16 protein-coding genes and 1 tRNA gene are annotated in these 19824 nt (G+C 72.0%); 4 read left to right on the forward strand and 13 right to left on the reverse strand.

Annotation, left to right across the window (positions count from 1 at the left end):
- Positions 1 to 85: 85 nt before the first annotated feature.
- Positions 86 to 162: transfer RNA gene (locus ACKUB9_RS22530), tRNA-Met, on the forward strand.
- Between the two features lie 196 nt (positions 163 to 358).
- On the opposite strand, the gene ACKUB9_RS22535 is transcribed toward ACKUB9_RS22530, so the two are convergent.
- From ACKUB9_RS22535 to ACKUB9_RS22560, 6 genes are all read right to left on the reverse strand, one after another.
- On the reverse strand, positions 359 to 1420 hold the full coding sequence (locus ACKUB9_RS22535; protein ID WP_407526921.1) for an alpha/beta fold hydrolase: 1062 nt from the start codon (positions 1418 to 1420) through the stop codon (positions 359 to 361).
- Positions 1421 to 1668: 248 nt separating this feature from the next.
- Positions 1669 to 3180: a carboxypeptidase M32 gene (locus ACKUB9_RS22540; protein WP_407526925.1), complete on the reverse strand. Its 1512-nt coding sequence runs from the start codon at positions 3178 to 3180 to the stop codon at positions 1669 to 1671.
- A 69-nt stretch (positions 3181 to 3249) separates the two neighbouring features.
- The gene (locus ACKUB9_RS22545; protein ID WP_407526928.1) at positions 3250 to 4341 is read right to left on the reverse strand and encodes an adenylate/guanylate cyclase domain-containing protein; all 1092 of its coding nucleotides are present in this window, start codon (positions 4339 to 4341) and stop codon (positions 3250 to 3252) included.
- Positions 4338 to 4730: a response regulator gene (locus tag ACKUB9_RS22550; protein ID WP_407526930.1), complete on the reverse strand. Its 393-nt coding sequence runs from the start codon at positions 4728 to 4730 to the stop codon at positions 4338 to 4340. Before ACKUB9_RS22550 ends, ACKUB9_RS22545 begins: the two co-directional genes overlap by 4 nt.
- Before the next feature lie 14 nt (positions 4731 to 4744).
- Entirely contained in the window at positions 4745 to 6661 is a 1917-nt protein-coding gene (locus tag ACKUB9_RS22555) for an ATP-binding protein (RefSeq protein ID WP_407526933.1), read from the reverse strand.
- A gap of 72 nt (positions 6662 to 6733) precedes the next feature.
- Positions 6734 to 8059, reverse strand: coding sequence for an extracellular solute-binding protein (locus ACKUB9_RS22560; RefSeq protein ID WP_407526936.1), 1326 nt, complete (start codon positions 8057 to 8059; stop codon positions 6734 to 6736).
- Positions 8060 to 8443: 384 nt separating this feature from the next.
- Here ACKUB9_RS22560 and ACKUB9_RS22565 point away from each other — a divergent pair, with 384 nt between their 5' ends.
- Positions 8444 to 9508, forward strand: a complete 1065-nt coding sequence (locus tag ACKUB9_RS22565) for a YihY/virulence factor BrkB family protein (protein WP_407526939.1) — start codon at positions 8444 to 8446, stop codon at positions 9506 to 9508.
- A gap of 57 nt (positions 9509 to 9565) precedes the next feature.
- On the opposite strand, the gene ACKUB9_RS22570 is transcribed toward ACKUB9_RS22565, so the two are convergent.
- On the reverse strand, positions 9566 to 9919 hold the full coding sequence (locus ACKUB9_RS22570; RefSeq protein WP_407526942.1) for a hypothetical protein: 354 nt from the start codon (positions 9917 to 9919) through the stop codon (positions 9566 to 9568).
- Between the two features lie 99 nt (positions 9920 to 10018).
- On the opposite strand from ACKUB9_RS22570, the gene ACKUB9_RS22575 reads away from it, so the two are divergent.
- Entirely contained in the window at positions 10019 to 10957 is a 939-nt protein-coding gene (locus ACKUB9_RS22575; RefSeq protein ID WP_407526945.1) for a LysR family transcriptional regulator, read from the forward strand.
- 96 nt (positions 10958 to 11053) lie between these two features.
- Here ACKUB9_RS22575 and ACKUB9_RS22580 read toward each other — a convergent pair whose 3' ends face one another.
- The 6 genes from ACKUB9_RS22580 to ACKUB9_RS22605 form a co-directional block, all read right to left on the reverse strand.
- Complete coding sequence (locus tag ACKUB9_RS22580; RefSeq protein WP_407526948.1) at positions 11054 to 12637, reverse strand: calcium-binding protein; 1584 nt, start codon at positions 12635 to 12637, stop codon at positions 11054 to 11056.
- 231 nt (positions 12638 to 12868) lie between these two features.
- Positions 12869 to 15967 carry an efflux RND transporter permease subunit gene (locus tag ACKUB9_RS22585; RefSeq protein WP_407526951.1) on the reverse strand — a complete coding sequence of 1033 codons (3099 nt, stop codon included), beginning with the start codon at positions 15965 to 15967 and terminating at the stop codon, positions 12869 to 12871.
- On the reverse strand, positions 15964 to 17124 hold the full coding sequence (locus ACKUB9_RS22590; RefSeq protein WP_407526953.1) for an efflux RND transporter periplasmic adaptor subunit: 1161 nt from the start codon (positions 17122 to 17124) through the stop codon (positions 15964 to 15966). The genes ACKUB9_RS22585 and ACKUB9_RS22590 overlap by 4 nt, the downstream gene beginning before the upstream one ends.
- Before the next feature lie 143 nt (positions 17125 to 17267).
- Positions 17268 to 17537 (reverse strand): hypothetical protein, encoded by a 270-nt coding sequence (locus ACKUB9_RS22595; RefSeq protein WP_407526957.1) that lies wholly within the window; start codon positions 17535 to 17537, stop codon positions 17268 to 17270.
- 145 nt (positions 17538 to 17682) lie between these two features.
- A complete protein-coding gene (locus ACKUB9_RS22600; RefSeq protein ID WP_407526960.1) occupies positions 17683 to 17946 on the reverse strand; it encodes a hypothetical protein in 264 nt (87 codons plus the stop codon).
- Between the two features lie 159 nt (positions 17947 to 18105).
- Positions 18106 to 18435 carry a hypothetical protein gene (locus ACKUB9_RS22605; protein WP_407526963.1) on the reverse strand — a complete coding sequence of 110 codons (330 nt, stop codon included), beginning with the start codon at positions 18433 to 18435 and terminating at the stop codon, positions 18106 to 18108.
- Positions 18436 to 18782: 347 nt separating this feature from the next.
- On the opposite strand from ACKUB9_RS22605, the gene ACKUB9_RS22610 reads away from it, so the two are divergent.
- Positions 18783 to 19823, forward strand: coding sequence for a catalase family peroxidase (locus ACKUB9_RS22610; protein ID WP_407526966.1), 1041 nt, complete (start codon positions 18783 to 18785; stop codon positions 19821 to 19823).
- Position 19824: the final 1 nt, after the last annotated feature.

Consider the following 19824-nt stretch of genomic DNA (forward strand, 5'->3'; position numbering starts at 1 on the left):
CCAGATCCGGCCCAGCCGGGGATCGCGGTGATCACACCGACAGAGCTACACCACGGCTCGGGGCACGATCCCGCGAGGGCCCCGGCGCGGGGTGGAGCAGCCCGGTAGCTCGTCAGGCTCATAACCTGAAGGTCACAGGTTCAAATCCTGTCCCCGCAACCAACCATCACGACACACGACCACACACGACGAACCCCCGGCGCTCCGCGCGCGGGGGTTTCTTGCGTTCAGGCCATGCGCATGAGTCCGCCCGGGCCTCGGCCGCCGCCGTGATCGAGAGGGGAGGGCGGTCGGGACTGAGGACGCTGCCGCCTCAGGGCGTCGGCGGTGCGCCCGCGCCGAAGGACGGTGCGGCCGCTCAGGCCCACTTCAGGCGCTTGCCGTCCGTGGCCATTACGGCGTCCACCGCCCGCACGATCTGCGGCTTGGCCGCGTAGTGGATCATGTGGCCGAGGCCCGGCAGCAGCGTCAGCGTGCTCCCCACCACCTCCTCGTGCAGGCGGCAGGATTGCCCGGCCGGATCGACGATCGCGTCCGCATCGCCGCTGAGGATCGCGAGCGGGACGCGCAGGCCCCGGTAATGCGGCCGCAGCAGCGCCGCCGCGGCGTTCATGCTGGCGGTGTCCTCGGCGCTCGCGCGCGCCTGGGTCGGGTGGATCGACAGCCCGACCGGGAAGCGCGCCTGGAAGCTGGCCGGGATCGCTTGCGGGCGGAAGACGTGCCGAAACACCTGCGGCGCCAGCAGGTGGCCGAGGGCGGACGGCACCAGCGAGCGGGCCGCGTCGCCCACGACCGGAAGGGCGAGCGGCGTGATCATCGCCACGTCCGCCCGGCGGGTCGAGTAGTAGTAGCCGGACAGGAGGACGAGGCCCCGCACCGCGTCGGGCGCCTGCGTCGCGAGGGCGAGCGACACGAGGGTGCCCCAGGAATGGCCGAGGACGACCGGGCGCTCGACGGCGAGGCGCTCCAGCACGCGGCGCACGAGGCGCGCCTGCGCGTCGGCCGTCCAGATGCGGTGGCGCGGCCGGTCGGTATGGCCGAAGCCGGGCCGGTCGATGGCGATCACCCGGTAGCGCTTGGCCAGCTGGGCGACGAGCCCGGAGATCGCGAAATCCTCCGCCATGGTGCCGTTGCCGTGGATCAGGACGACGGGCCGGCCCTTGCCGCGCGCGATGTAGTGCACTTGGAGGCCGTCCACCTCCACGAACTGGCCCGAGGGCCGGGTCGTCTCCTCGGCCGCGGAGGCCCGGCCGGCCGTCACGGCCCGGCCGAGCTGGCGGGCCGCCTTGCGGCCCTCGCGCGCCGCGGCGCCCGTGAGGTCGGCCCCCGACTTCAGCAGCTTGGCGACGCCCTTGGCGACGCCGGTCGATCCGCGGGCCGCTTTCCGCCGGGAGGCAGGCCATAGCGCAGTGGGAAGCACGGCGGTTCCTCCAAGCGGCGGCCCGGCACGGGACCGAATGGCGCCGGACAGGCCTGCCGACCGGGCGCCGCACCCGCGCGCGGGTCAGGCGGCCCGCCTCGGCGGCTCCGCCGCCCGTGGCGGCGCTCTGATGCCCTATCAGCGGTCGAAGCGCTTAACGCATCGTGAAGGCGGCCCCGGTCGGAGTCCTGCACGGCTGGCCATCGGAGCCCGTCCGCCCGGCGCGTCCCGCCCGCCGGGCGAGGGAGTCAGGGTCGTTCGCCCTCGCCCAGGTAGCGGCGGCGCAGGTGCGCCAGGAAGGCGTCGAGATCCGTCGGCTTGCCGGTCGCCGCTGCCACGATCTCGTCGGTCTCGCGCGAACTGCCCACGGCGTGGATATGGGTCCGCAGCCAGCCGACGAGCGGCGCGAAGTCGCCCCGCGCGAGGCCCGGCCGGATCTCCGCCTCGGCCTCGCAGGCCGCGGCGAAGAGCTGGGCCGCGGTCACCGCCCCCAGCGTGTAGGTCGGGAAATAGCCCCAGCCGCCGCTCGGCCAGTGAATGTCCTGCAGGCAGCCATCCGCGTCGTCGCCGACCGTGAGGCCGAGCAGGTCCTTCATCCCGGCGGCGAAGGCGCCCGGCAGATCGGCGACCGCCAGATCCCCGGCGATCATCGCCCGCTCCAGGTCGTAGCGCAGCAGGATGTGGGCCGGGTAGGTCACCTCGTCCGCGTCCACCCGGATGAGGCCCGGGGCGACGCGGGTGTAGAGGCGGTAGAGATTCTCCGAGGACCACGCGGGATCCTCCCGGCCGAAATGGTGCCCGATCAGCGGCGCGAGGAAGCCGAGGAACTCGCGCGAGCGGCAGGCCTGCATCTCGATCAGCAGGGACTGGCTCTCGTGCAGCGTCATGCCCCGCGCCCGTCCCACGGGCTGGCGCTGCCACGCCGCCGGGCGCCCCTGCTCGTAGAGGGCGTGGCCGGTCTCGTGCAGCACACCCATCAGCGCGCGGGTGAAATCCGTGCCGTCGTAGCGCGTGGTGATGCGCACGTCCCCGGTGGCGCCGCCGCAGAAGGGATGCAGGCTGACGTCGAGCCGGCCGCGGGCGAAGTCGAACCCGGCGGCCCGCATCACCGTCTCGGCGAGGGCGCGCTGCGCCGCGACGGGGAAATCGCCCGCGATCGGCCGCGGCGGAGCGGAGCGCGCCTGATGCTCCCGCACCTGCCCGATCAGATCGGGCAGGAGGCGGCGCAGGGGCCCGAACAGCGCGTCGACGCGGCTCTGGCGCAGGCCGGGATCGTACTGGTCGAGCAGGGCGTCGTAGGCCGGGATGCCCAGGGCCGCGCCCTTGGCCTGCCCGATCGCGCGCTGCAGCCCGACGACGTCTTCGAGATGAGGCCGCAGCAGCGGGAAATCACTCGTCCGCCGCGCCTCGCGCCACACGATCTCGGCGCGCGAGGTGGCCCTGGCGCGGGCGACGACGAGGTCCCGCGGCACGGCCGCCGCATGGAGTCGCGTGCGGCGCATCTCGCGCAGGTTGGCGGCCTGCCAGGGTTCGAGCGCCCCGCGCTGCGCCTCCGCTTCGTCGAGACGATCGGCGAGGGGCTCGGCCGTCAGGGCCTCGTGCACGAGGCCCCGCAGGGCGGCGAGCTGCTCGGCCCGTCCCTCGGCCGCGCCGAGCGGCATGGCGGTGCGGGCGTCCCAGCCCAGGATGCCGGCGGCATCCTCCAGCACCGCGATGCGGGCGAAGTCCCGCTCCAGGCAGGCATAGGCGGTCTCGGTCACGGGTGACGTGGCTCCCTCGTCGGTCGGAGGCGCGATCCGGGCGGACCGCGCCGTGGTTCGGTGCGCACCCTATCCGCCGGGTGCGGTCGGGCGCCCGGTGGCGAGCGCGTGCAGGTGGCGCGCCGCCTCGGCCTCGCAGCGATACACCGGCACCACGCCCTTGCCCCGCATCGGCAGCGCGCCCATCGCCTGCACGTCGCAGCGGCTGCCGACGCGGCGCCACGCGGCCTCGCTGAGATGCACGCAGCCCGGTTCGCCGATCTTGGCGAGCCGCGCCGCGACGTTCACGGTGTCGCCCCACAGATCGAAGCTGAACTTGCTGCGCCCCACCACCCCCGCCACCACCGGGCCGACATGCAGGCCGCAGCGCAGCTCCCAGCCCGCCGGTCCGGCCCGCGCCGCCTCGATCAGCGCGAAGGCGCAGGCGATGCCGGACAGGACGGATTCGGAATTGGGCACGAGGAGGCCGCCCGTCGCCATGAAGGCGTCGCCGATCGTCTTGATCTTCTCCAGGTTGAACTCGGCCGCCAGATCGTCGAAGGCCACGACCAAGTGCTGGAGATGCGCCAGGACCGTCTCCGGCGCGTGCGCGTCGCAATAGGCCGTGAACTCCACCACGTCGCAGAACAGCACCATCACCTCGGGGTGCCGCCGCGGCTCCACGCGTCCGCTCGCCTCCAGTTCGCTCACCGCCGGAGCGGGCAGGATCGCGTGCAGCAATTCGCTGAGGCGGCCGCGCTGGCGCTCGATCTGGGCGAGGTGGGCCTGCTCCTGGTCGCGCAGGCGCTTCTTCTCCAGGCAGGCGCCGACCCGTGCCCGCAGCAGCACCTTGTTGAACGGCTTCTGCAGGTAGTCCTCAGCCCCGAGTTCGATGCAGCGCACCACCCGGTCGACGTCGCTCACCGCCGAGATCATGATCACCGGGATGTGCCGGAGCGCGGCATCGCCCTTCATCGCGGTGAGGACGCCGATGCCGTCGAGTTCGGGCATCATCACGTCGAGCAGGACGAGGTCGAACGGCCGCGCCGCGAGCAGCGCCAGGGCCTCGCGCCCGTCGCAGGCCAGAGCGACGTCGCCGTAGCCCTCCCGCTTGAGCCGCTGCACCAGGGTGAACCGGTTGTTGTCGTCGTCGTCCACGACGAGGAGCGCCGGCTCGCTCATGCGCCGGGCTCCGCGGCCCCGTGCGCCGCCTCCAGGAGACCGCGGATCTTGGCCAGCAGCCGCGGCCACTCGACCGGCTTCACGTCGTAATCGTCGCAGCCGGCCTCCAGGGCCTGGCTCCTGTCCCCCGCCATGGCGTGGGCCGAGAGGGCGATCACCGGGATCCGGCGCGTGGCCTCGTCCTGCTTCAGCAGCCGTGCGGCCTCCCATCCGTCGAGCACCGGCAGGCCGAGATCCATCAGGATCAGGTCGGGCCGCTCGGCGCGCGCCAGCGCGACGCCGCTCGCCCCGTCGCGGGCGACCAGCACCGCGAAGCCCTGCCGCTGGAGCCGATGCATGAGCATGTAGATGTTGTCGTCGTTGTCCTCGACGTACAGGATCCGCGGCATCGTCCCTCGCGCGCTCATGCGGCCTCGGCCTCGGCGACCGGCAGGCGCACCGGCAGCAGCACGGTGAAGACCGAACCCGTGCCGGCCTCGCTCTCGACGCTGATCTCGCCCCCCATGAGCCGCACCAGCCGGCGGCTGATGGCGAGGCCGAGCCCGGTGCCGCCGTACTTGCGGTGCTTGGCGACGCCGGCCTGGTGAAATTCTTGGAAGAGGCGCGGCAGGTGCTCGGGCTCGATGCCGATCCCGGTATCCCGGACCGCGAGTTCGATCCACTCGCCGGTGCGGCGCGCGCTCAAGGTCACCTCCCCGCGCTCGGTGAACTTGCAGGCATTCGACAAGAGGTTGAGGAGGATCTGGCGCAGGCGCGTGGAATCGAGCTCCACCCGCCCCAGCTCCGGCTCGGCGTCGAGCCGAAGCCGGTTGCCGCGCTTGTCCGACAGCGGTTCGGCGGTTTCGAGGACGTCGCCGAGGAGCGCGCGCAGGTCGAAATCGGCGGGCTGCAATTCGAGCTTCCCGGCCTCGATCTTGGCGAGGTCCAGCACCTCATCGATGAGCTGCAGCAGGAGCTTGCCGGCGCGCAGCACGCGCGCGAGCGGTTCTTCCAGGTGCGTGTCGCCGTCGATCTCCGCATCCTCCTTCAGCATCTCGCTGATGCCGATGATGGCGTTGAGCGGCGTGCGCAGCTCGTGGCTCATGCTGGCGAGGAAGTCGGACTTGGCCCGGCTGGCGAGTTCCGCCTGCTCCTTGGCGGCCCGGAGTTCGGCCTCGACCCGCTTGAGGGCGGTGAGGTCGAAATAGGTGAGCATGCGTCCGCCGTCGGGCAGGGCCACCACCTCGTACTGCACCACCCGCCCGTCGGGCCGGTGCCATTCCGAGGGCGGCCTGTCGGCGGCACGGATGTCCGCGAGGCGGCGCTCCGCGTAGGCCGGCCAGTCGGCCTCGGGCACGCCGTGCAGGCTGCGGCTGCGCAGGGCGTCGAGGAGGGCGGACATCGGCCGTCCGGGCGGCAGCCCGTCCGGCGGCACGCCCCAGAGGTCGCGGAAGGCCCGGTTGTGCATGCGCACCCGCAGGTCCGCGTCGAGGATCAGGACCCCGTACTCGATGGTGTCGAGGACGATCTGGCGCTCGCGCAGGCTCTGGTCCTCGACCTCCACCGCCGTGTCCCGGAAGACGCTCAGGGCCTTGGCCATCTCGGCGATCTCGTCGCCCCCCTCGGCCGCCGGCAGGGGCGCGCGCAGGGTGCCGCCGGCGATTGCCAGCATGCTGCGGCTGAGCGCGGTGATCCGCCCGACGAGGTGGCGGTCGACGTAGACCCACGTGAAGGCGATGAGCACCAGCACCGCCGTGCCGCCGATCGCGATGCCGGCGATCACCGGGTGGTCGTGGATCGTCCGCTCGCGGTCGACGGCGAGCTGGAGCTCGCGGCGCAGCTCCACCGTCATGGCCTTGAGCGCCTCTTCCAGGCCCGCGAGCGCCTGGTCGGCCGTGATGGCGCGCTCGATCAGGATGGTGAGATCGGCGGCCTCCTCGGCCGTGAGGTCGCGGGTCCGCTCGTACTCGCGCTGCGCCCGCGCGAGCGCGGTCGTCAGGCTGGACAGGGCCTGGGGGGCCACCTTCTCGGTCGCGCGCGAGCCGGTGATGACCGCGATGGCGCCGGTCAGCCGGTCCCAGGCGGCCTGGCGGGCGGCCCGGTCGGTCTCGGTGAGGGTGCGCGAGACCACGGCGGCGGAGGGCAGCTGCTTCACCTCCTGGCGCAGCTTGACCACCTGCTCGACGGCCACGAAGTCGGCCTCGATGACCGCGTGCGCCGATCCGATGAAGGCCACGGCGGATTGCAGCTCGCGGACGAAGTGGTTCACCGACAGCACCTGCACGATCAGCAGGCCGATCGGCACCGACATCGCCAGAAGCAGCTTGTTGCGAATGCGCATCCACTACCCTCTCGCACCACCCGCCCGGAGCCTCGCCCCGCACCGCGCTCGGCCCTCCGGCGGCGGGCCGTCTCACACCTTGCCGCGGTCCCTCCACGTCTCGAAGATCGCCTGCGCCTCGCGGCTCGCCTCGTCGAGCGCCGCCTCGGGGGCGAGACGGCCCGTCGCGACCGCGGCGAACATCCGCGAGACGACACCCTTCTCGTAGATCTCGCTGATCGCCGGGTTGGTGCAGCCGGGATGGCCGACATTGGTGGTCCAGCGCGGCACGTCCTTCATCAGGGCGTATTTGCCGGGCGCCGCCTCGCCGCCGGCCGAGAGCGCGGCGAGGTCGGGCACGGCGCCCGGGTAGCAGGGCATGTTCTGGAAGCCGCTGGCCAGAAAAGCGTCCCGCGCCCGCGCCGTCAGATCGACGAGGAAGCGCTCGGCGCCCTGCCGGTTCTCGGCGAAGCGCCAGATCGCGTAGGTGTAGAAGCCGAACGAGCCCAGCCGCGCGGCCGGCCCCTCCGGCATGGCGGCGATCTGCAGATCGCCCGCGAAGGGCAGGTTCAGGGTCTCGCTGGCCCGCAGGATGGACAGGCTGTCCACCGTGAAGGAGCCTTCCCCGGTCAGCATGAAGCGGTTGTTGGATGCCCCGTCCCAGGTGAGCACGTCCCGGGTCATGGCCTGTTCGTAGAGCGACTTGACGTAGGCCAGGGCCTCCAGGGTCGCCTGCGACTTCAGCGCCGGCTGGCCGTCGCGATCCTGCTCGGACGCGCCGAAGGAGTAGAGGATCGAGCGCAGCGTCTGTTCGCCGTTGTGCTCGGGGGCGAGGCTGATGCCGAGGGGCTTGCCGGAGAGCAGCCGGATCCGCCGCCCGCCCGCCAGCACGCTCTGCCAGTCCTGGGGCGTGGCGTGCGCGCCGTCCCACAGGGACTTCCTCAGATTGACCAGCGCCGGCTGGAAGGCGGCCGCGAAGCCGAGATAGGAGCGGGTCCGCGGGTTGTAGTGGGCGCGGACCGCGAACTCGCCCGGCGCCCCGAAAAGCCGCTCGCATTCCTCGAAGATCTCGCGATGGTCGATCAGCTGGTCATGATGCATCGCGTGCGGCGTGACGAACTGGATCAGGTCGTGGCCGCGCTGCGCCTGGATCTCGGCCGCCGCCCGCCGGGTCAGCTCGCCGAAGCTGACGTTGTCGACGATGACCTCGGTGCCGTTGGCCTCGCCCCATTGCTTGGCGAAGACCTCGTTGAACCATTGGTCGTAGCCCGGCACGAAGTGCCGCCACTGCATGATCCGCAAGGTCTTGGTCTGCGCCCGGGCCGGACGGGGCCGGACGGTCAGGCCGGCCGGTCCGGCCGCCATCGCGCAGGCTGCCGTGAGCAGCCGCCGCCGCGAGATCGCCCCTTCCGCCTTCATCCGCCCCTCCCAGCCCCGCTCGATCCTGGCGACGGCGCCGGCCGGGCCTGAAGCGGGCCCCGACCCGGACATCGGGTGTGCCGAACGCGCCCGTCTCACCGGCGCGGGAGAGACGCGATCACGGGCTTGAGCCCGACAGATCCCTACCGCCACGGCGCGATTCTGTCACCTGATGCGGCCGACAAGTCAGTCGATGACGAGCTCGGCCTCGCAGAGATCAGCATCGCTCCGGCCTATGCTGGTAATCATAAGGTGCAGCCATGCGGCTGTATTGCTGGGCGGCCTCGCGGCCGCCGGCGGCATGCCGCGCACGGCAGGGCCGGGGTGCCGCGGGCAACTTCGCCGGGTCTCGCCGGTTCTTGATCGGGTCGAGGCCCGATCGCGATGGCCGATACGAGCGAGCACGGGGAGGATTGGCGCTCGGTGAGCACGCGCCCGCCGGACGCTGAGGCGCGCGCCCTCGCGCTGGCCCGCGCCCGCGAGCCGGACCGGGGCCGCACCGCGGCGGAGCCGGCGCAGATCCCGCCCCGCGGCTGGACGGACATCCTGTACCGCATGACCCAGTCCGTTCCCCAGGACCGGGTGCTCGCCACGGCGGGCAGCGTCGCCTTCTTCGCCCTGCTGGCGGTGTTTCCGGGCCTGGCCACGATCGTGTCGCTCTACGGGCTGGTGGCGGATCCGGGCGCCATCAACCAGCATCTCAGCCTGCTCGTCGGGGTGCTGCCGGGCGGCGTCCTCGACCTCCTCGCGAGCGAACTCACCCGCGTCGCCAAGCAGAGCACGGGCGCGCTGAGCACGGCCTCGCTCGTCAGCCTCCTGATCGCGTTCTGGAGCGCGAATTCGGGCGTGAGCGCGCTCTTCGATGCGCTCAACGTCATCTACAAGGAGCGCGAGAAGCGGACGCTCCTGCGCTTCTACGGCACGACGATCCTGTTCACGCTGAGCGGCGTCGCCTTCGCGCTGGTGGCGACCGGCGCGGTGGTGGCCCTGCCGGTCTTTCTCAACCAAGTCGGATTGCAGTCGCTCGCCGCGGATACGGCCCTGCGCCTCCTGCGCTGGCCGGCACTTCTCGTGCTGGTCAGCCTCGGCCTCTCGGTGATCTACCGCTACGGGCCGAGCCGACGCGAGGCCAAGTGGCGCTGGGTGACCTGGGGCAGCAGCGTCGCCGCGCTGCTCTGGGTCTGCGCCTCCGCCCTGTTCTCGTGGTACGTGGCGAGCTTCGACAGCTACAACCGCACCTACGGGTCGCTCGGCGCCGGCATCGGCTTCATGACCTGGATCTGGCTGTCCGTCGTCATCGTGCTGCTGGGGGCGGAGCTGAACGCCGAGATGGAGCGGCAGACGGTGCTCGACAGCACCACCGGGCGGCCGAAGCCGCTCGGCGCGCGGCGCGCCTACGCGGCGGACACCGTCGGCCCCTCCTACGAGTCGCCGCAGGAAGACACGTGAGGCCACCCTCGCGCCGGGGAGCGCCGCCCCGCCGGGCGGGCGGAGCGGCGCGGGTCCTCAGCGGAGGGAGGCGGTTTCCTGCACCGGATCCGATGCGGGCGTGATCGAGACCGTGTCGCCGTCGCGGCTGATCTCGACCGCGCGGCTCGTGGCGCCCGCCTGTCGCGGGGTCGAGAGCGTCACGCTCTGGCCCGCGGCGAGCACCGCCTCGAACCGGATGGCGGGCGCCGCGGCCCGCGGGGCGAGGGTCACCACCACGCGGTAGCCCTTGGGTTCCACCGTGTAGTAGGCGATCCCGGCGAGCGGTCCGAGATCGAGGCTGTTCGCCCGTGCGGGCTTGACGGTCTCGGCCTGGGCGGCACCGATGAGGGAGAGGGCGGCCGTGGCCGCGAGCAGGGTCGTGCGCATCATGGTTCGGGGGCTTTCCGGTTGGGCGGGGCGCTCTCGGCCCCGCGTCTGGGACCCCATATGCGCTGCGGTGCAGCATGGATCAAACAGATCGCATCGATAATGACTATTGATCATATCGATCTTAGCCGAATCGATCTGAACCTTCTCGTCGCCCTCGACGCGCTCCTGTCCGAGCGCAGCGTCACCCGGGCGGCCGCCCGCACGGGCGTCGGGCAATCGGCGATGAGCAGCAGCCTCGGGCGGCTGCGCGCGCTGTTCGACGACGAGTTGCTGACCCGCGCGCCGGAGGGGATGCGCCCGACGCCGCGGGCGCTCGCGCTCGCCGAGCCGGTGCGCGCGACGCTGCGCCAGATCCAGTTCTTGGTGCGGCGCGAGGAGGCGTTCGATCCCCGGACGGTGGAGCGCACCTTCACGATCAGCCTGCCCGACAGCACCGAGGTGCTGCTCGGCCCGACGCTGCTCGCCTACCTGCGGGCCGAGGCGCCCGGGATCAGCCTCCTGCTGCGCTCCGTCGACCGCGCCCACGTGCTGCAGGAGATCGATGCCGACCGGATCGACCTCGCGATCGACCTGTCGTTCCGGGGGCAGCAGCACCACAAGCAGACCCTGCTCTACCGCGACACCTACGTCTGTCTGTTCAACGCCGCGCTGGTGGGACTCACGCCGCCGATCTCACTCGACGACTACCTGCGCTTCCCGCACGTGCTCACCAGCCTCAAGGAGACGGCGCACGGCGTGGTGGACGACGCGCTGGCGGCGCTCGGCCTGCGCCGCACGCTCGCCGTCACCTCGCCGCGCTTCCTCGCCGTGCCGTTCCTCGTGCGCGTCGCCCCGGTGCTGACGACCATGCACGCAAGGCTGGCGCACCTGTTCGCGGACGCGCTCGGCCTCACGGTCAGCCCCGCGCCGGTGCCGCTGGACGACGTCGCGATGGCGATGCTCTGGCACGCCTCCTACGACGACGACCCGGCCCATCGCTGGCTGCGCACGACGCTGCGCCGCCTCGCGAGCCAGCCGGGCCGCCTCGGGAGCGAGTGAGAGGGGCTCCTGCCGGCCGCCGTGCGGGACTCATGCGCGACGGCGCCCGGGCCGTACCGGGCCCGGGCGCCGGTGTGAGGACGGTGATCCGCGGCGTCAGGCGATGACGACGTTGCTGCCCGCCCCGCCGTCGAGCACGTCGAGGCCCGGCCCGCCGAGCAGGACGTCGTCGCCCAACCCGCCGAGCAGCGTGTCGGCGCCGCCGCCGCCGATCATCACGTCGTTGCCGGCCCCGCCATCGGCGGCGAGGCGGATGCCGGTGGCCGCGAGGCCCGAGGCTTCGATCACGTCGTCGCCCGACAGCCCGTTGATCAGCAGCCGGTCGCCGGCGTCGAACCCGGTGATCTCGATCTCCGCCGCGAGGCCGAAGACCCGCACGCTGGTGCCGTCGCCGATGAGCTGGATCACGTCGTCGCCGTTGGTCGCGTTGAGCACGATGGTGTCGGGCTGGCCGTCCCCGCTCCCGCCGGGGCCGGCGAGGTCGAGCGCGATCCGCGTGACGTCCGTGCCGGACAGGTCGTTGACCGTGATGGTGTCGGTGCCGCCCAGCGCCGCGATCCGCACCGTCTCCATGTCGTTCAGATCCATGACGATGTTGCCGACGTCGCGGGTCACGAGCGCCCGACCGCCGTTCGCCGAGACCGCCATGGTCTCCGACGCGGCGCTGCCGTTGAACCGTAGCGTGTCGGTTCCCGCCTGCCCCTCGACCACGTCGCTGCCGTCGCCGGGATCCCACTGAAACACGTCGTCGCCCGCCCCCAGGAGGGAGACGTCGTTGCCCTGGTTGCCGTCCACGAAGTCGTTGCCGTCGCCGCCGAGCAGGATGTCGGCGCCGTTGCCGCCCAGGATGGTGTCGTTGCCGGTGCCGCCATCGACGGTCACGCCGATCAGCGCGGCGAGGTTGCCGGTGGCGCTGAAGACGTCGTCGCCCCCGTTCATGTTGACGACGATGCTCTCGGTCGTGCCGATGTCGAGCGAGAACGGCGCCGGGTTGAGCCGGTCGAACCGCACGCGCGTGCCGTTGGCGGTGAGCGCGAAGGTCTCGGCGCCGTTGCCGCCGTTGACCTCGGCGGTGTCGCTGCCCTCGCCGCCCTCGAACAGGTCGGTGTCGTCGCCGGGGTTCCAGATCATGCGGTCGTTGCCGGCCTCGCCGAAGACCTGATCGTCCGCGTCGCCGCCCGTGAGCGTGTCGTTGCCGGCCCCGCCGAACAGGGCATCCGCACCGCCCTTGCCGAATAGCACGTCGTTGTCGGACTGTCCGAACAGCAGGTCGGCCCCCGATCCGCCGGTGAGCGTGTCGTTGCCGATCCCGCCGAACAGGTGCGCGCGGGGCAGCGCGCCGTTGGCCTCGTTGAGGGCGAGGGTGTCGTTGCCGCCCTGTCCGAAGACCTGCATCAGGGTGGTGTTGGCGACGGTGGCGGTGCCGCCCAAGACGGGAACCGCTCCGCCGTTCACGAGGATCTGCCCGGCGGCGTCGCGGCTCACCGCGACGCCGTTGTCGAGGTTGTCGCCGAACACCGACAGCGTTCCCGCCGTGAACGTGCCGAGCACGGAGCGCGTCGTCACCGCCGCGCCGGCCGGAGTCTCCTCGTCCAGGAGGTCGTCGGCGGCCGGGCGCGTGCCGCCCGAGGTCTTGCGAGACAGGACGGAGGCGAGAGTCGAGAGTGAGAAGATGGACATGGTTCGTCTGCCAGAATTCAGTCGATGGAGACTGAACCCTGCCGGTCGAACCGATCATCGTCCGTGATCCGGATCACGGAGAAGATCTCGGATCGGGCGGGGCAACGGCTGACAGATGATCCGGTCCGACGATCCGGTCCCGGGCCGGCGATCACGGCGTGATCTGCTTCACCGGGCGGAGAGGGTGCCTGCTCGTGGCACGATCGGGTCCCGTACCGGGCCGGCGGAGCGTCAGCGCGTCGGCAGGTCCTGCATCGGGGCGGTCCGCGACGTCAGGGCGTCGCTCAGCCGCTCCATGTAGAGGTAGACCACCGGCGTCGTGAACAGCGTGAGCGCCTGCGACACGAGGAGGCCGCCGACGATGGCGTAGCCGAGCGGCTGGCGGATCTCCGCGCCCGTGCCGGTCCCGAGCATCAGCGGCACGCCGCCGAGCAGCGCGCACAGCGTCGTCATCAGGATCGGGCGGAAGCGCGTCCGGCAGGCCTCGACGATCGCGTCCTCGGGCGACGCACTGCGCTCGCGCCGGGCCGCGATCGCCACGTCGACCAGCATGATGCCGTTCTTCTTGACGATGCCGATCAGCAGGATGAGGCCGATGATCCCGATCAGGTCGAGCGGCCGGCCGGCGAGAAAAAGCGCCGCGAGCGCGCCCAGGGCCGCCGAGGGCAGGGTCGACAGGATGGTGAGCGGGTGGATGGCGCTCTCGTAGAGCATGCCGAGGATGACGTAGACCGCGAACAGGGCTGCCAGGATCAGGGGCGGCGTGCTCGACAGCGAGGTCTGGAAGGCCTGCGCGTTGCCCTGGAAGCTCGTGGCGATCGAGGCGGGCAGGTGCATGTCCGCGGTCGCCTTCTGCACGGCGGCCACCGCCGCCCCGATCGTGGCGCCCGGCGCGAGGTTGAAGCTCAGGGTCACGGAGGGGAACTGGCCCTGGTGGTTCACCGCGGCCGGGGCGACGCCGGGCACAAGCCGGGCGATCTGGCTGAGCGGCACCGCCGTGTTGCTCTGCGAGCGGACGTAGATCCGCTCCAGTGCCCCGGGACCGAGCTGGTAGGCGGGCTCGACCTCCAGGATCGCGTAGTACTGGTTGAGCGCCGTGTAGATCCGCGCCACGTGGCGCTGGCCGAACGCGTCGTAGAGCGTGTCGTCGACGCGGGCCGGGTCGATCCCGAGGCGCGAGGCGGCGGTGCGGTCGATCGCGACGGTGAGCGTGCGCGCGGCCGATTGCTGGTCGCTCGCCACGGCGGTGAGTTCGGGCAATCGTCGCAGCGCCTCCAGCAGCCTCGGCGCGTAGACGTTCAGCTCGTCGAGGTTCACGTCGGTCAGCGTGAACTGGTACTGCGTCTTCGACAGGCGGCTGCCGATCGTGATGTCCTGCGCGGCCTGCATGTAGAGCGTGATGCCCTGGACCTGCTGGAGCGCCCGCGAGAGGCGGGTGATGACGGCGTCGGCGCTGACGTTCCGCTCGTCCTTCGGCTTCAGCGTCAGGAAGACGCGCCCGGTGTTCCCCGTGACGGTCACCCCGCCCGGCCCGATGAAGCCCACCGCCGAGGCGACCGCCGGGTCGCGGCCCGCGATGGCCAGGATCGCCTGCTGGCGCTGGCGCATGCCCTCGGGCGAGATGTCCTGCGCGGCCTCGCTGACGCTGATGATCAGCCCGGTATCCTGCTGCGGGAAAAACCCCTTTGGGATCAGCCAGAACAGCGTTCCCGTGAGAGCCACCGTGGCGAGGAAGCTCAGGAGCGTGACGAACCGGTGGCGCAGCACGCCGTGCAGGCCGCGCTCGTAGGCCGCCGTCAGGGCGGTGAGACCGCGTTCGAGCCAGCGGGAGACCGCGCCGGGGGCAGCCTCGCGGGCGGGGAGCAGCCGCGCGCAGAGCATCGGCGTCAAGGTCAGCGAGACCACCACCGACACGAGGATCGCCACCGCCACCGTGACGGCGAACTCGCGGAAGAGCAGGCCGACGATGCCGCCCATCAGGAAGAGCGGGATGAACACCGCGACGAGCGAGAGCGAGATCGACAGGATGGTGAAGCCGATCTCCCCCGCCCCATCGAGGGCGGCGCGCAGCGGCGTCGCGCCCTCCTCGATGTGGCGCACGATATTTTCGACCATCACGATCGCGTCGTCGACCACGAAGCCGATCGCGATGGTCAGCGCCATCAGCGAGAGGTTGTCGAGCGAGTAGCCGAGGGCCTGCATCACCGCGAAGGTGCCGACGAGCGAGATCGGCACCGCGATGCTCGGGATGACGGTCGCCCACAGGCGGCGCAGAAACAGGGCGATCACCCCGACCACGAGGGCGATGGTGAGGAGGAGCGTCATCTTCACGTCCTCCAGGCTCGCCTGGATCGTCCGGGTGCGGTCGGAGACGACCTCGACCCGGATGCTCGGCGGCAGGGCCGTCTGCAGCTGGGGCAGGGCAGCCCTGATCGCCGCCACGGTCGCGACGACGTTGGCGCCCGGCTGGCGCTGGACCGCCAGCAGCACGGCGGGCTTGTCATTCAGCCAGCCGGCCTGCGTGGTGTCCTGCGGGGCCTTGATCACCCGGCCGATGTCCCGCACGCGGATCGGCGCGCCGTTGCGGTAGGCGACGATCGCGTCCGCGAAGCCCTGCGCGGTCATCAGCTGGTCGTTGGTCTGGAGGGCGAAGGCCTGCTGGCGGCCGTAGAGCTGGCCCTTCGGCTGGAGCACCGTCAGACCCGCGAGGGCCGAGCGGACCGTCTCGAAGTCGAGGTTCTGGGCGGCGAGCTGCGCCGGGTTGACCTGGATGCGCAGGGCCGGGTTCTGCAGGCCGCCGACCCCGACGAGGCCGACGCCCGGGACCTGCGAGATCTTCTGGGCCATGATCGAGTTCGCGTAGTCGCTCACCGTCATGATCGGCAGCACGTCGGAGGTGAGCGCGATCAGCAGGATCGGCGAATCGGCCGGATTGGTCTTGCGGTAGGTCGGCGGGGTGAGCAGGGCGGCCGGGAGCTGGCCCTGCGTGGCGTTGATCGCCGCCTGCACGTCGCCCGCGGCGGAATCGATGGTGCGGCTGCGGTCGAACTGCAGGGTGATCTGGGTGAAGCCGGTGCCGCTGCTCGACGTCATCTGGGCGAGGCCGGGAATCTGGCCGAACTGCCGCTCCAGCTGGGTGGCGACCGAGGAGGCGACCGTGCTCGGATCGGCGCCCGGCAGCTGCGCGGTCACCTGGATCGTCGGCGAGTCGATGTTCGGCAGCGCCGCGACGGGGAGCTGCGTGTAGCTGATCGCCCCCAGCACCACGATCGCCAGCATCAGGAGGCCGGTGGCGATCGGACGGGTGATGAAGGGGGCCGAGAGGGTCATGGCAGCATCCCCGCGCTCGCCGTCGTGGTGTTCGGGACCGCCGAGGCCGGCGCGTCCGCGACGGCCGTGCCGGGCGCGAGCCGGTACTGGCCCTGCGCCACCACGGTCTCGCCCGCGCGCAGGCCGCCCGTGATCAGGACCGTGCCGCGCTGGCGCTGCGCGACCTGGACGGGCCGCAGCGAGACCGTCCGGTCGGCGCCAACCACGAAGACGAAGGGGCCGTGGTCGTTCTGCTGCAGCGCATCGGCCGGGATGGTCAGCGCGTCGGGCACGATCGCGGTCGTCACCTCCACGGTGACGAAGGTGCCCGGCCAGAGCTGCCTCTCCGCGTTCGGAAAGGTCGCCTTGAGCTGCACCGTGCCGGTGTTGGCGTCCGCCTGGTTGTTGATGAGGAGCAGCGTGCCGGTGTCGAGAGGCCGCGTCCCGGTCTGGTCGTAGGCGACCGCCCGGACGGTTCCGCGCGCGAGAGCCGCCTGGATGGCCGGGATGTCGTCGGCGGGCAGCGTGAAGACGACGCTGATCGGCTGGACCTGCGTCAGCGTCACGATCCCGGTCGCGTCGGTCGGGTGGATGATGTTGCCCGGATCGATCAGGCGCAGGCCCGTGACGCCGTCGAAGGGCGCGCGCAGGGTGGCGAAGTCGAGCTGCGTCCGGGCGAGGTCGATGGCGGCCTGGTCGGCCTGCAGGCTGCTCTGCGTCTGCGCGACCTGGGCGCGCTCGCCCGTGACCCGCTCGTCGGTGGCGAAGCCGCGCTGGAGCAGCGGCTCGTCGCGGCCGAGATTCGTCTGCTGGTTGGCGAGGAGCGCCTGATCGCGGGCGCGCTGCGCCCGGGATTGATCGAGCTGCGCCTGGAAGACGCGCGGGTCGATCCGGGCCAGCACGTCGCCGCGCTTGACGGATTGCCCCTCGGTGAACGCGACGCTCTCCAGGATGCCGGTCACTTGGCTGCGGATGGCGGCGGTGTTGAGGGCCTGGACCGTTCCGATTCCGGTCAGGACGAGCGGGACATCGTGCTGCCTGACCTCCGCCGTGACGACCGGGACGGGCGGGGGCACGGCGGCGTCCCGGGTCGGCACCGACGCGGCCCGATCGTAGAGGCCGGCGCCGATCGCGCCGAGGGCGGCGAGAGACAGGGCGATCGTGAGCCAGCGTCTCATCGGCGAACACCCTTCCGCACGTCATGCCCTGGACCGAACGTCACCGCAGGATAGGTCGGAGGGCATCTCTCTCCATCCAGTCCAGCTCAAGACAAAGTGACCCGCCCTTTCCTGCGCGTCAGGCGGATCGGCGGGATGACAGGCTAGCAGCCGATGCAGATGCGGCGGTCGATCTCGTCGTCGCGCCGTTCGATCCGCGTCTTCCGGCCGATGCCGCGATCCAGCGCGCGTGCGTCCGGCCCGCCGGACGGGACCACCCGGCCGCTCGCGCGGGTGTGCGGCGCCGTGATGAGGCCGCCATTCGGCGTCGCCCTCCCGGCGGCCGGGCTGGCCGCATCGGCCTGGCTGGCCGCCGCGGCTTGGCTGGCCGCGGCGGCTTGGCCGGCCATCAGCGCCATCGCGGCGGCCAGCACGCATCCTCTCAGCATCATGGTCATGAGCCACCTCGTCGCGGTGAGCCCGCCGCCGATCGTGGCCCCGTGCGGGGGATCGGCCGACGATCGGGCGTCGCTGCAGGGATCGGCGGGTCCGGGGCGATCAGCGCAAGGGGGCCCGCCTCTACCGGAGAAGGACGCGATCCGGCCCGCCGGTCTCGTCGGCCTTGTCCTGTTCGGACGGCGGAAGCTCGGGTCGCTTGGAATTGTCGCTGTCGTCGTCCGCCTTGAGGAGGCCGGCCAGCGGATCACGCGGTGCCGGCGCGGCGCGCACAGCGCGGTATCCGTCGCGAGACGGCTGGTCCGCCAGAGCGGTGCCGCCGCCGGCGAGCAGCAGGCCGGCGAGCGCGGCGAGAGCGATGGAATGCAGTGCTGGGGGAACGGGCATGACAGCGGTCCTTCTGGAGCGCGCCTCTCGGTTGATCGGTCCCGGTGCACTCCCCGGTCGGCGCGGGCTCGGGGGGCGGCGAGGACCGCCGCCTTCGCTCTGCCGGAGGCTCGCCGGCCCGGCCCGGAGGGGCGGGCCGGGAGCCGGGATGTGACGCTGTCACTCCGGGATGAGGTCGTTCGCCGGACCGCCCGCGTGGCTGCCGGAATAGCGGTAGGCGGGATCCCTCACCGGATGGACGATCGGCGCCGGGATGCCGTTCGGGATCAGCGCGTCGGCCGGACCGCCCGCATGGCTGCCCGCATACTGGTAGGGACCGCCGGCCGGCGGCGGGGTGACGGGACGCGGCGTGCCGTTCGGGATCAGCGCATCCGCCGGCCCGCCCGCGTGGCTGCCGGCATACTCGTAGGCGCGGCCGGCGCCCTGCGCCGCGGCCAGATTCGTCGTGAGGGCGAGCAGCACGACGGGCAGGATGGGTCGAGCGTTCATGATCAGCCTCATCTCGTAGCAAGTACCGCCTTCGCGGCCTCTCACAACGATCTACATCCTGAGCGACGGAAAGGCAGTCATGCCGAAGTACTCGGCCAGTATCGAAGGATATGGCGAGCTCATACGTCGGTATGATAGGGCGTCATCTGTCGAGGCCGGCGGTGGGTGGCGATGAAACCGCTCGTACGACGCCCGGCCTGCGGGAGGTCGGGGTTCGGAACGGCGGAATGCTGCCAAAACAGCCGGTTTCGTGACAGCCGTGGTCGCGGCGTGCCGGTAACGGCTGATCCGCCACGTCGTCCCCGGTCCCGCACCGGGACGACGGACCCTGCCGAGGATGTTGTGAGATGCGCGAGACCCTCGCCTCTTCCCTGCGCGCCCATCTGGGAGCCTACGCCACCATCGGCGCCGTCGTGGCGGCCGTGGCCGGCGGCTTCGCCTACACGGCCGGCTGGCTGTCGCCCGGCCGCCTCACGCCGACGAAGCTCGTCGACGCCCTCGCGCCGCCCAAGGGCCCGGCGCTCGGCTACCGCCGCAACCACGCCAAGGGCATCTGCTTCACGGGCGTGTTCGAGTCGAACGGGCAGGGGGCGGCCCACTCGCGCGCCGCAATCTTCCGCCCCGGCACCTTCGCGGCGCTGGGCCGCTTCAACCTCGGCACGGCCGATCCGGGGGCGCCGGACGCCACGGTCCGCGTGCGCGGGCTCGGGCTGCAGATCACGGCGGCGGATGGCGAGGTCTGGCGCAGCGCGATGATCGACGCGCCGGTCTTCCCCGTCTCGACCCCGCAGGCCTTCTACGACCTCCTCCTCGCCTCCCGGACCAAGGATCCCGACGCCCTGAAGACCTTCGCGGCGGCGCATCCCGAATTCGCCGCCTTCGGCGCCTGGGCGAAGACCGCCCCCTTCACGGGCAGCTACGCGGAGGAGCGCTACAACAGCCTCAACACCTTCCTGCTCGTCGGCGCCTCCGGGGCCGCGCGCCCGGCCCGGTGGTCGTTCGTGCCGCAGGCGCCCGTCGTGCCGATCACCGCCGCGGACCTCGCGGCGCGCGGCCCCGATCACCTGGACAAGGAGATCGCCGAACGGGTCGCCGGGGCGCCGCAGCGCTGGACCGCGCAGGTGACGCTGGCCGATCCGGGCGACCCGACGGCGGATCCGAGCCAGGCGTGGCCGGAGACACGGACCACGGTCGCGGTCGGGACCCTGGTCGTGCAGCGGATCGAGGCGGAGGCCGACGGACCCTGCCGCGACATCAACTTCGACCCGACATTGCTCCCGGACGGCATCCGCGTCTCGGACGATCCCTTCCCGGCGGCGCGCTCGGCGGCCTACGCCCGATCCTTCGATCTGCGCACCGCCGAAGCGAAGCACTACCCCTCCCGCTAAC

Origin of the sequence: Methylobacterium oryzisoli, assembly GCF_046557895.1 — a bacterium.
Taxonomy (GTDB): domain Bacteria; phylum Pseudomonadota; class Alphaproteobacteria; order Rhizobiales; family Beijerinckiaceae; genus Methylobacterium; species Methylobacterium oryzisoli.